This window comes from Flagellimonas sp. HMM57 (genome assembly GCF_021390175.1).
Classification (GTDB): Bacteria; Bacteroidota; Bacteroidia; order Flavobacteriales; family Flavobacteriaceae; genus Flagellimonas.
In genome coordinates this window covers 2,237,338-2,249,587 of sequence record NZ_CP090004.1, presented here as the reverse complement: position 1 = coordinate 2,249,587, position 12,250 = coordinate 2,237,338, and the positions used below count along the sequence as shown (strand labels likewise).

The following is a 12,250-nucleotide window of genomic DNA, read 5'->3' as shown; positions in this document are numbered from 1 at the left end:
GCTCTATTTCACATCAGAAAAAATAGGATAGACCGAACAAGAGGTTAGATGCGTTCAAATTGAAATTAAAGCCTTGATTTTCATTTTCAGTACCTGAACTATCTTCACCTGTGACCGAAGTATATTGAAGTAACCCTACAGATGATTCAAATGCCAGATTTTTTGAGGCAAAGAATGATATTCCTGGGCGTAACCCAACAAAAAATCGATCCGCTTCCGAAGTTCGGCGTTCTTGATTACTTCCAATATCTTCAGACCACGATTTTCCATATCCCAATTCTCCCTGTGCATAAAAAGCCAGATTTTTGGTTACGCCAAAATATCTTCTAACATATGGTGCCAGGGCCAAAGATTCACTTTTAAACTCGGATGTGCTCAACTCTGAATTGGGATTCTCGTTTTCATTCTCCGTTTTACTAAGGCTATATTCCGTTACCAACCCCACGATCCAATTATCGTTAAAAGCATATCCAAATCTGGGAAATACAGAAACTGAAAATCGATCAGATTCATTTTGTAAAATCTCATTATTGAACTCTGATGTAGACTCAAAGTTATTCGCTCCAATAGACACATTCCCTCCAAGGGTCCATGTCCCCTTTTCGATAGTCAGTTTGTCGTTGATTTGTTCCTGTGCTTGAATGGACATCATACCAAACAGTGCTGCAACTAGTACTACTCTTTTCATGTTCGTTTTAAATTAAAAGGTTAAGCCTAATCGTTATCAAGTATTGTTCCCCTATCACCCATCCGAACTGATTTATGAAGACTTTAACGAGGCATACTACTTTTAGATTTAACTTCCTTTTATTACTGTAATGGCAAGGTATTTGTTAACTTTAAAACATTGTATCGACCAAGTTCCCATGAAAAAGCTTGTTTTACTTTTTTCTTTCATCGTTTTTGGCCATGCCTTCGTAATGGCCCAAGGTGACATTCCTACGACACGTCCGCTAAAAATTGGGGAACGGAACACTTTGGATATCAAGTCCACGAATCAGGGAACTTCATTGCGTATGCCTTCCGTGATAAATGAGAACTTAACTTCGGATAGTAATAACCCAGGTATTAAAATGCTTCCAGACCGAGAATTGGTTCAAGCCGGGCACAATATGGTCATTGACCCCAAAGTAGGCGAAAAAGAGAAAAAAGGCTCTAAGAAACATTTCGGCGACCAGTATTTAGGGGATGTAAAAACTACGGCAAAATTTGTGGGTATTGTTTGCAGGGATCATGAATATGTTGATGGTGACCGCGTGAAAATATACGTTAATGGAGAAGTGGTAGAGCCCAATATTTTACTTACAGGTTCTTTTAAAGGAATCAACCTTGATTTGATCAAAGGATTCAATCGTCTCGATTTTGAAGCACTGAACCAAGGTTCCTCTGGTCCAAATACTGCTCAAGTTGTTATTACTGATGATAAAGGTGTAGTGATTCACAACAATCGATGGAATCTTTCCACTGGATCTAAGGCTAGTCTTATTGTTGTTAAAGAGGAGGAGTAGGGTTTTTCAAATACAAATTCAAAGTTCAAATACACAAGATCAAGTTTCAAGTGCAAATTCAAGTTCAAGCACAGGTTCAAGAACAACATTAACTCCTAACTCCTAACTCCTAACTCCTAACTCCTAACTCCTAACAAAATTACTCTTCACCAGGTTGATAAGTCTTTACCGCTCTTTTTAAAACATCTTCTTTGTAATAAGCAGCATCTTTCCATTCTACATCCGCATACATTTGAATTTGATCATCAAAATGTGGTGATGCAGGGTCACCGCTCTGGCCTCCTGCTAGAATAGTCTTTGCCTTTACTTTTTCACCAAATTCTACGGCAGCCACAAAACTATTTCCACGAGTACCATAAATCTTTTTAGTATCATTATCGTAGCGGGCACCATAGGCCGCCAAAGCTCCCCAACGTCCACTGGCAAATCCGATTGGAATACTTGGTTTGGAATCATCAAAAGGCTGACGGATATCCCCATTGAGTCTTTGGTATCGATGGACGTCGCCCCAAGGGATTTCCCAAGTGCCAAAATCTGCTATAAGCTGTTCGATGACTTCTTCAAAAATCTTGAGTTGTTCTCCATTTGGTTCATCGCTCCCCCAAAATAGAACACGCTCCATGGGCGTCATTCCCTTTGGATACTTTCCAACTTTGTAGTATCGTGTTCCATAATAATGTGCCAAGGTCATCGCAACAGATTCTTCAGAAGTAGTAAAATCCCATTTTTTCAATACTTCAATAGGTTCCAATAACTTGGGATTCTTATCATCATACCGTTCATAATTTTTAATCAACCCTGGAACCAAAGCTTTAAATGCAGGCAAATAGGGGTCATGCGCAAGTTGAATCAAACTATCCAAAGTGAATCCATCCCTATCTGTCAATAACTCAATGGCATGGATACCTCTAAAATTTTCTTGATCTCTTGACATGTATTTTGGATAATCTTCTCGTTTGGGACTATACTCCAAAGCAGCTGTATAGGGTGTAGAGTTGCAGTTTTGAATCCAACCATTTTTCGGATTCAAAATCAAGATATTCTCATCCACGGTATGCAGACCTTTCCAATCCGTTTTTGGATTGCTGCCATCTACAGGTTTTGTAAAGTCAAAAATAGTATCTCGCTTAGGAACAAAATTTCCATGGAAATAAGCAATGTTCCCTTCCGCATCTGCATACACGGTATTGTTTGAAGAATTTGTTCGGATATCCATCATCTTTCGAAATCCCTTATATCCTTCTTGTTTGGTTCGAACAAAAGATTGTTCTAGAGCCTTTACGGGTTCCCACATCATTGCTGAAGCCGTCCATTGCTTATCAACAGCATGAGTAATAGGTCCATGATGTGTACGATACATCGGAAAGCTTTTCTCTTTCAATCCATCACTATCTTTGTATTTTAAAATCGCTTCAGATTTTTCTACTGGCCTTAATTCTTCTCCATACTGATAAAACAAATTATCATCGTTCTTTAAAACAGTTTCTTTGAACTCATCCATCACATCGGTATAGGTCGATGTGTGCATCCATCCTGTTTTTTCATTAAAACCCTGATATACAAAAAATTGCCCCCATGTAACCGCACCATACGCATTCAATCCCTCTTCGCTAACCACATGTACTTCACCCCTAAAATAAAAGGAAGTATGCGGATTGATCAACAACATTGCATTGCCAGATTTGGTCAATGCTCCTGAAATGGCTATACCATTAGATCCTTGAGGTTCCTCCATTTCCTCTGCCTTTTTCATTTTCAACGCCTCAAGCTCAGGAATCTCCATACCGCTTTCATAAAACGCTTTGATTTTTTTAATGGAAATGCGTTCTATATCCCCACCAATACTTCCTTCACTAAAGTACATGGGCATCCAAGGCTCAAAACGGGTCAATAATTTAGGTTTTACCTCGGGATGGGTATGCAGATAATAATTAATTCCGTCAGCGAAGGCATCGCACAATTTCTTCAACCAATTCGGGCTTTTTTCATAGTTCGCCTTGGCTTCCGTTTCTGTCATAAAAAGTTTGGCACGAAGATCACTATACAACGCCTCTTCACCCTCTACTTCTGCCAACCTTCCAGTAGCCCAGATATAGTTTTGTTCCACACGATTAAAGTCGTCTTCACACTGCGCATATAACAATCCAAAAACGGCATCTGCATCGGTTTTACCATATATGTGCGGAACCCCAAAATCATCCCTGATTATAGTGATGTTCTCAGCTTGTGACTTCCATTTTTCAATTTCAGTTAGTGCTTTCTGGTCTTGTGGTTTGGATGAACAGCTTACCAGAAAAAATAAAGTAATCAAGGATAGTACTCTCATGGCATTATATTTAAGCTTTTTTTAAAAATTGGGTTTTCAGCACAATTTGTGCCTTACCTACCCTACATTCTACTTCTTGAGGGCTTCCGGTCAAACGGATATTTTTAATGACATTTCCCCTTTTTAAGGTTTTGGACATGCCCTTAATCTTCAAATCCTTCGTCACATGAACATTATCGCCGTTCTCCAAAATGTTACCATTACTATCCTTTGTATCCATAGGTTTATTTTACAATGTGAAAATAGCGGAAATGCAATTCAATTACCAATTATTTCTATCTACTGTTTATCATAAAGTTACCAGCTTCCACTTGAACCGCCACCACCCGAACTACCTCCACCTCCAGAAAAGCTGCTGGAACTACTCCCAAAAGAAGACCCAGAACTTGAACCGAAGGAATGGCTGCCAGATGAAGAGAATGTCTTTCGTACATAACTCTTGTCATTTTTATATAAGGACAGTTTAAAATCATCTTTACCTTTTATCAGGATTTTCACCATCGCTATTAAAATGCTTATTCCAAAGAACACTATAAAGGCAACATAAACCCACGTGTTATCATTTAGAAGATATTCGTAGTTGTTTGCATCAAGTCCCAAATCAAAGATCATTGAAGCAAAAAATAAGGGCATGACCATAAAAACAAGGGAAAACAACGTTGGTATAAGTGTGAAAGCGGCCATAATAATTCCCGGTAAGAGGCCTAGCTTCCCAATTAGCATTCCCCGAAACGTCTCAATTAGTCCACTGTAAGCCCTATAAAACACAAAACCGCCAGCACATACGAACATGGAAAGAAAAAGAATGATGAATATTTTTATCCCTAAACTCATTTCTTCTTTTTGGTCAATTTTATTTTTGAATTCCTCAAGAGCTGCAGGATCGTTCAAAAATTCGATAAGCTGGTCTACAGCTAAGTCCAAGCCTTCAAAATAACGCTCTTCCTTAAACTTAGGAATCATGGTATTCCTTATGATACGTGAAGCTACTGCATCTGTAATGTAGGGTTCTAAGCCATATCCAACCTCAATCCGTACTTGTCTTGCATTTTTGGCAAAAAGGATGAGAATACCATTGTCTTTATCCTTTTGGCCCAACTTGTTCTGATTGAACACACCGAATGCATATTCCTCGATGGTTTCGTTTCCTAGATCATTAATCGTCAATAGTACCAACTGGTTGGTCGTATTCGTTTCCAGTTCGGTCAACTTGGTCTTTAACCCCTGTAGTTCTTGAGGGGTAAATATGTTGGCACTATCCGTGACTATTTGCCTTAATTCCAAATATTGTCCTTGTGCAGCACAAATGGCGGATAATAACATCAAAAAATAAACAAGTCCTTTTTTGTGCATAGTCTTTTTCAACAAAAACAACTAAAGATAGTATTTGTTATGTAGTAATGGAGGGCAGTATTATTTTGGGTTTACAGTATCGTAATTTCAAGTAACTTGCGGCTTCTTTTAATACCATTTATGTCAGATAAAAAAGTAAGTATTTTAAAGGCCTTCAAAACCATTATTTGGCCCAGAAGAAATCTTGTCTTTACTGGTCTTTTGCTTATCGTAATTAGTAAAGCGGCCAGTTTTGTGGCGCCCATATCCCTTAGATATTTTCTTGATGATGTTGTACCCAATAAGAACTATGATTTCCTTAAAATCCTTGTTGCTATTGTTATTGCTTCATTTTTGGTTCAAGCGATCATGTCCTTTCTCTTGACCAAAGTTTTGAGCATTCAGGCGCAATTTATGATATCGGAACTACGGGCACAGGTACAAAAACAGGTGCTGTCGCTACCCATTCGTTTTTTTGATAACACAAAATCCGGGGCCTTGGTCTCTAGGATTATGAGCGATGTTGAAGGGGTACGCAATCTTATTGGAACCGGGTTGGTCCAATTGGTAGGAGGAACCATTACCGCAGTGGTTTCACTGGTCTTACTGTTACGAATTAGTCCCAGCATGACACTTTTAACCTTTATTCCACTGATTTTATTTGCAGTTATAGCTTTAAAGGCTTTCAAAATAATTCGTCCTGTTTTTAGAGAACGTGGTAAAATCAATGCTGAAGTAAAAGGAAGGCTTACCGAAACTTTAAGTGGAATTAGGGTAATTAAAGGGTTTAATGCGGAAGTACAAGAGGGAAAAGTTTTTGAAACCGGTGTAGAACGATTGTTCAAAAATGTGAAAAAGAGCCTGACTGCCACCGCAGTAATGACAAGCTCATCCACCTTTCTTTTAGGACTGGCCACCACAGGAATTATGATGGGTTATGGGGGCTACAAAATGATGCAGGGCGAACTGACTACCGGACAATATTTTGAATTTACATTTCTGCTTGCGTTAATGGTTGCACCAATTGTTCAAATGAGCAACATAGGAAGTCAACTTACCGAAGCCTTGGCAGGCTTGGACCGTACAGAAGAACTAATGAATGAGACTGCCGAGTCCGATGAAAAAAATAGAACCATTCAATTGGATACCATTCATGGTGATATTAGTTTCAATTCGGTTTCTTTTTCCTATGAAGCTGATGAAGAAGTGTTGCACGGTGTCAGTTTTAACGTTAAATCGGGACAGGTAATCGCATTGGTGGGGAGTTCTGGTTCTGGAAAATCCACAATTGCCGGATTGGCTGCTAGTTTTTTAAACCCTAGCAAGGGTACAATTAGCATTGATGGCCACAATCTATCAAAAGTAAACCTCAATAGCTTTAGACAGCACCTAGGGGTTGTACTGCAAGACGATTTTTTGTTTGAAGGTACGATACGGGAAAACATCCTCTTTCCACGACCTAACGCTTCCGAAGATAGGCTGCTAGATGCAGTAAAAGCTGCCTATGTGAATGAGTTTACCGATAGATTTGATGATGGCCTAGATACCTTGATCGGTGAACGTGGCGTAAAACTTTCTGGAGGACAGCGACAGCGTATCGCTATTGCACGTGCAATTCTCGCTGACCCAAGGATACTGATTTTAGATGAAGCGACCTCCAGTTTGGATACAGAATCCGAAGCGCTTATTCAAAAGAGTTTGGCCGAACTGACCAAGGGCAGAACTACCTTTGTTATTGCCCACCGCTTGAGCACGATCCGGAAAGCGGACCAGATTTTGGTAATCGAAAATGGAAATATAGCCGAACAAGGAACCCACAAAGAACTAATCGCTTCTGAAGGCAGGTATTACAATTTGTTTACCTATCAAGCCAGAATTTAAGCCTCTTCGGGAGCTAATTCCACTTCCAGTCCATCCAAGTCATTGGTGATATGAATTTGGCAACCCAACCTGCTATTGTCCTCAACAAAAAAGGCTTCGGAGAGCATAGCTTCTTCATCGTCCGACTTTTCCGGGAGTGCGTGTTCGGATTTTATATAGCATTGACAGGAAGCGCACATGGCCATTCCACCACAAATTCCAATAGTACCTTCTGGAGCAAGTTCATAGGAACGGACAACTTCCATTAGGTTCATGTTCATGTCGGTTGGGGCGTCTACTTCGTGCAACGTTCCTTCTCGGTCGGTTATTTTGATTTTGATATCGGACATTAATGCTGGATTAAAATCTAGTGGGTTAGTGAAATAGTGGTTAGTTTACTTGTGGAATCTTAAAATAGATGAATTATTAGTTTGGGACATATGGATTATTTCATGGATTTGATAAATGAATACAGCATTTTCGAAATTTCATTGGTCGCTTCAATCAATTCCCTAGAGCTCTTTGATTGCAAATAATCTAATCTTTCTGATAAATAAAGCATTGACCTTAACTCACTATTTGATGCTAGGGCAAAATAAAGAAATCTTTTAAAATCAGCATTCGATTGTCGTTCAAAATCTTCTGCAATATTATTTGATATAGAAACTGATGCTCTAGTGATTTGGTCTCTAAAACCATAATCTTTGCTTATGGAAAAATACTTATAAATCTGGACAGCTAAATCCTGAGATTTTTGCCACATCTTCAAATCTTCAAAACGCTGTACGGTCATTTAAATTTAAAATTTGTAGCCTATAATAAAACAAACCATTGTATCGCCTTCACTAGGATACTTTATCACTAGCTTACTATTCAACTATTCTATCGCCTTCACTACAGCTTTTGGAGCTTCCTTTTTGCTTCCATCAAAACCTGTTATACCACCTACCGTAGTATATTTCATTACATACTTTTTATCTGGAAATATGCGCTGATACGCGCTTTGACACATCAACGTAGCTTCGTGAAAACCACATAGGATCAGTTTTAATTTTCCAGGATACGTATTTACATCTCCGATGGCATATATTCCGGGAACATTAGTCTGGTAATCCAACGTATTATCGACTTTAATCGCATTCTTCTCAATCTCCAAGCCCCAGTTGGCAATAGGACCTAATTTTGGAGAAAGTCCAAATAGGGGAATGAAATCATCTACTTTCAACAAGATATCTTCCGAACCATTCGTTGTCTTTCTAATCAGAACTGATTCCAAGCGGTCTTCTCCCTGTAAACCAACAATCTCAGCTGGGGTAATCAGGTTGATTTTTCCTTGGTCCTTAAGTTGTTGTACTTTTTCAACAGAATCCAAAGCACCCCTAAATTCATTACGCCTATGTACTAAAGTGACTTCTGAGGCAACATCTGCCAAAAAAATACTCCAATCCAATGCGGAATCTCCTCCACCAGCAATGACCACTTTCCTATTCCTATAGACTTCCGGTTCCTTGATCATATACGCAACACCGTTGTCCTCGTACTTGGACAAGTTTTCGAGCAAAGGTTTTCGGGGTTCAAAGCTACCCAATCCACCTGCTATGGCAATTATAGGTGCGTGATGTTGTGTCCCTTTATTAGTGGTCACTATAAAAGAACCATCTTCCAATTTTTCGATGTTTTCGGCGCGTTCTCCTAAAGTAAAACCAGGCTGAAACGGTTTTATCTGCTCCATTAAATTATCCACTAAATCCCCTGCCAATACTTCTGGGAATCCGGGAATATCGTAAATGGGTTTTTTAGGATATATTTCTGCACATTGTCCACCCGCTTGTGGCAAGGCATCTATTAAATGGCATTTTAGCTGTAATAAACCTGCCTCAAAAACAGCAAAAAGACCCGTAGGGCCTGCTCCAATAATCAGTATATCGGTTTTTATCATTCAGAATCGTATTTGGAAATCTGCGCAACTTAAAATTTGTGAGAAAAAGGGGAAATGATATTTGTCAGTTAACCAACGTTGACAACTTCCTCAATTTGAGGAACATATTTTTTAATTGTCATTTCAACCCCACTTTTCAAGGTCATTTGATTTACGCTGCAGCCAATACAATTGCCTTCCAATTTAACTTTAACAGAACTGTCATTATCTATTGAAATCAATGAAATATCACCTCCATCACTTTGTAAAAATGGACGTATTTCATCTAAAGCTTTTTCTACGTTTAATTTAATCTCTTCTGACGTCATGCTCTTTTCTTTTTAACGGCAGCACAACCTGCCATTGTTGTAATTTTAATTGCTTCGGTAGGGGGGAGCGCGGTATTTCTTCTCACTAATTCCTGGACTACATTTTTTGTGAGCTCCTCAAATGCCTCTTCTGTTGGAGTAGCAGTCTGTAATGCTGCGGGTCTTCCCACATCTCCCGCTTCGCGAATACTTTGAACTATCGGAATTTCCCCTAAAAACGGTGTCTCTAAATCGTTGGCCAAATTTTTAGCACCATCTTTTCCAAAGATATGATATTTGTTGTTAGGCAACTCCTCTGGAGTGAAATAAGCCATATTCTCCACGATTCCCAAAACCGGCACACTTATGGCTTCTTGCTGAAACATGGCCACTCCCTTCCTAGCATCTGCCAACGCAATTTCTTGCGGTGTACTTACGACTACAGCTCCGGTAACCGGTAACGATTGCATAATGCTCAAATGAATATCTCCGGTTCCGGGAGGTAAATCCAATAATAGAAAATCCAGTTCGCCCCAATGGGCATCAAAAATCATTTGATTCAATGCTTTTGAAGCCATAGGCCCCCGCCAAATTACAGCTTGGTTGGGCTGGGTGAAAAAACCGATGGAAAGCAATTTTACCCCATAATTTTCAACGGGCTTCATTTTTGCTTTTCCATCAACATTCACCGATAACGGTTTCTCCATAGCTACATCGAACATAATGGGCATGGATGGTCCATAAATATCTGTATCGAGCAGACCAACCTTAAAGCCCATCTTGGCAAGGGTAACAGCTAAATTAGCGGTCACCGTAGATTTTCCTACACCTCCTTTTCCAGAAGCTACAGCGATGATATTCTGTATCCCGGGAATCGGGTTTCCCTTAATCTGATTTACTTTGGGCTTTGAAGGTGCATCGACCTTAAGATTTATCTTGATTTTTGCCTTTTCATAAACTTCTTTGTGGATAATTTTTAAAATTTCCACTTCAGTTTTTTTTCTAGCCTGAAGACTTGGGTTCTTTATGGTAACATCTACCTCAACCTCATCCCCAAACACCTGCACATTGGTCACCGCTCCACTCTCTACTATATTCTGCCCCTCTCCAGGTGCGGATATGTTTTCCAATGCCCTTATAATATCTGCTTTGTTCAGCTTCATCAATCCTATTTTATTTGCCAGTCGTTTAAACTGATTCTAAATTACAAAGATACGATTTGGGACTTAGATTAAGAAGTTTGGGTATTGAAAATGAAGATGATGCGATAGATAAATATTTTGCAAAAAATAAGCGGAACTTGGGCTTGCTTAAATCAAATTAAAATAATGAAGCTAAATGTCAAATTCAAGCTCTTTTCCCGGATCCCAAAAATGCTTTTTGAAATCGATAATTTGATTGTCTTTTACGGCTATACCTTCATTCTCCAAAAGCTGTTGCATTAGATTGGTACCGTCAAAATGATGCTTTCCAGTCAAAACCCCAACCCTATTTACAACACGATGCGCAGGGACGTCTTTTGCCAAGGAGTTGTTCATGGCCCAACCTACCATGCGAGCACTACGGGCAGCCCCCAAATACTTGGCAATAGCCCCATAGGAAGTAACTCTCCCATATGGGATCAGTTTAGCAACTTCATAAACCTTGTCGAAAAAGTTTTTTTCCTCCATGCACTAGCTATAAAAAATTCGGATAAGTGTGATGATCAACAAAATCAACATTAACACACTCAGAATATAATTTGAGTTTTTTGAAAACCGATTTGTTTTGGTCTCCAATTTGTTGAAATAAAAAGTGTACAAATACAATACCGAGAATGTGCCTGCTCCTGCCGCAACGACAAAAGTCGTGATATCTTTTGGCTCAAACTTAATCCAACCAGCCTTGTTCCACATTGCATTTAGGCCACTATAGTAAGGAATGGTCAACAGGTTCAATGCCGCCAACAACATGCCCTTGAAAAAGCTATTTTTCTTGCTGACCTTCACTTCTTTTGGTTTATTCTTTTTATTTCCTTTTGCCTTAAAAAAGAAATAAATCGCAAAAAAAGCAAAAACACCTAAAGCGATTTTTAGTAGCATATCTATAACCTCAGGGTTTTTATAGAGGAATTTTGAGATCATTACAGCTACATAGGCCTGTACCATAATCATGGTAGATACCCCGAAGCTGAAAATAATGCCGTTTAATTTTCCTTTTTCAACACTGGTCTTGGCCGCATTCATGTTTAACAGCCCTGGTGGTACAGTTGCCATAAATGCCGCGGAAAAAGTGACAAAGAAAAGTATGAGTAGATGTGTCATTGGTCAGCTTATCCTAAACTGGATGTAGGTTATTGGTTTTCCCTTCTCAAGATACTGATTTTCATAAAAAGTTTGAATCTCCAAAACCTCCTTTGGACTACCCTCGTTATTATAAACATCATGGTTGGCGTATAAAATCTCATGCCCCTGGCCTTGTAATAAACCCAGCGTGTAGCCGTGCATAAATTCACTATCCGTTTTTAAATTAACCGTTCCTTTGGGTTTTAAAATAGTCTGATATTTTTTGATAAATACAGGATTGGTCATACGGTGTTTGGTCCTCTTATATTTAATCTGTGGGTCTGGAAATGTAATCCATATTTCGTCAACTTCATTTTGTCCAAAGAGATGGTCCACCAATTCGATTTGCGTGCGAAGAAAAGCAACATTATGCAGCTGCATTTCCAATGCGGATTTGGCTCCTCGCCAAAAACGTGCACCTTTAATGTCAATTCCTATATAATTTTTATCTGGATTTTGTTTTGCCAGACCGACAGTATATTCTCCTTTTCCACAACCCAATTCCAATACAATGGGGTTATCGTTGTCAAAAAACGAATTCCAATTTCCTTTAAGGTCAAATCCATTTAGCACCTCCTCCCTTGACGGTTGAACTACATTGGAAAACGTTTCGTTCTCCTTAAATCGTTTCAGTTTATTCTTACTTCCCACTTATAAATTATCGTATTGACCAA

14 protein-coding genes are annotated in these 12,250 nt (G+C 39.1%); 2 read left to right on the top strand and 12 right to left on the bottom strand.

Annotated elements, in window-relative coordinates; genetic code table 11:
- Window positions 1–13: 13 nt before the first annotated feature.
- Window positions 14–688 carry an outer membrane beta-barrel protein gene (locus LV716_RS10020; protein ID WP_163417603.1) on the bottom strand — a complete coding sequence of 225 codons (675 nt, stop codon included), beginning with the start codon at window positions 686–688 and terminating at the stop codon, window positions 14–16.
- A 178-nt stretch (window positions 689–866) separates the two neighbouring features.
- Between LV716_RS10020 and LV716_RS10015 the strand changes: the two genes are divergently transcribed.
- Entirely contained in the window at window positions 867–1,508 is a 642-nt protein-coding gene (locus LV716_RS10015; RefSeq protein ID WP_163417602.1) for a hypothetical protein, read from the top strand.
- A gap of 139 nt (window positions 1,509–1,647) precedes the next feature.
- Here the strand turns inward: LV716_RS10015 and LV716_RS10010 are convergent, their stop codons facing one another.
- The 3 genes from LV716_RS10010 to LV716_RS10000 form a co-directional block, all read right to left on the bottom strand.
- Window positions 1,648–3,834 (bottom strand): acylase, encoded by a 2,187-nt coding sequence (locus LV716_RS10010; RefSeq protein WP_163417601.1) that lies wholly within the window; start codon window positions 3,832–3,834, stop codon window positions 1,648–1,650.
- 10 nt (window positions 3,835–3,844) lie between these two features.
- Complete coding sequence (locus LV716_RS10005) at window positions 3,845–4,054, bottom strand: alkylphosphonate utilization protein (protein WP_163417600.1); 210 nt, start codon at window positions 4,052–4,054, stop codon at window positions 3,845–3,847.
- Window positions 4,055–4,131: 77 nt separating this feature from the next.
- Window positions 4,132–5,187 (bottom strand): YgcG family protein, encoded by a 1,056-nt coding sequence (locus tag LV716_RS10000; protein WP_163417599.1) that lies wholly within the window; start codon window positions 5,185–5,187, stop codon window positions 4,132–4,134.
- Window positions 5,188–5,307: 120 nt separating this feature from the next.
- Between LV716_RS10000 and LV716_RS09995 the strand changes: the two genes are divergently transcribed.
- On the top strand, window positions 5,308–7,047 hold the full coding sequence (locus tag LV716_RS09995) for an ABC transporter ATP-binding protein (protein ID WP_163417598.1): 1,740 nt from the start codon (window positions 5,308–5,310) through the stop codon (window positions 7,045–7,047).
- On the opposite strand, the gene LV716_RS09990 is transcribed toward LV716_RS09995, so the two are convergent.
- From LV716_RS09990 to trmB, 8 genes are all read right to left on the bottom strand, one after another.
- The gene (locus LV716_RS09990; protein ID WP_163417597.1) at window positions 7,044–7,376 is read right to left on the bottom strand and encodes a 2Fe-2S iron-sulfur cluster-binding protein; all 333 of its coding nucleotides are present in this window, start codon (window positions 7,374–7,376) and stop codon (window positions 7,044–7,046) included. The genes LV716_RS09995 and LV716_RS09990 overlap by 4 nt on opposite strands.
- 95 nt (window positions 7,377–7,471) lie before the next feature.
- Window positions 7,472–7,819, bottom strand: coding sequence for a four helix bundle protein (locus LV716_RS09985; protein WP_163417596.1), 348 nt, complete (start codon window positions 7,817–7,819; stop codon window positions 7,472–7,474).
- Window positions 7,820–7,903: 84 nt separating this feature from the next.
- Complete coding sequence (locus LV716_RS09980; protein ID WP_163417595.1) at window positions 7,904–8,965, bottom strand: NAD(P)/FAD-dependent oxidoreductase; 1,062 nt, start codon at window positions 8,963–8,965, stop codon at window positions 7,904–7,906.
- Between the two features lie 68 nt (window positions 8,966–9,033).
- Window positions 9,034–9,273, bottom strand: a complete 240-nt coding sequence (locus tag LV716_RS09975) for a NifU family protein (protein WP_163417594.1) — start codon at window positions 9,271–9,273, stop codon at window positions 9,034–9,036.
- Window positions 9,270–10,415, bottom strand: coding sequence for an Mrp/NBP35 family ATP-binding protein (locus tag LV716_RS09970; RefSeq protein WP_163417593.1), 1,146 nt, complete (start codon window positions 10,413–10,415; stop codon window positions 9,270–9,272). The genes LV716_RS09975 and LV716_RS09970 overlap by 4 nt, the downstream gene beginning before the upstream one ends.
- 171 nt (window positions 10,416–10,586) lie before the next feature.
- On the bottom strand, window positions 10,587–10,922 hold the full coding sequence (locus LV716_RS09965) for an MGMT family protein (RefSeq protein ID WP_163417592.1): 336 nt from the start codon (window positions 10,920–10,922) through the stop codon (window positions 10,587–10,589).
- A gap of 3 nt (window positions 10,923–10,925) precedes the next feature.
- Window positions 10,926–11,555: a LysE family transporter gene (locus tag LV716_RS09960; protein ID WP_163417591.1), complete on the bottom strand. Its 630-nt coding sequence runs from the start codon at window positions 11,553–11,555 to the stop codon at window positions 10,926–10,928.
- Between the two features lie 3 nt (window positions 11,556–11,558).
- Window positions 11,559–12,227: a tRNA (guanosine(46)-N7)-methyltransferase TrmB gene (gene trmB, locus LV716_RS09955; RefSeq protein WP_163417590.1), complete on the bottom strand. Its 669-nt coding sequence runs from the start codon at window positions 12,225–12,227 to the stop codon at window positions 11,559–11,561.
- Window positions 12,228–12,250 lie beyond the last annotated feature (23 nt).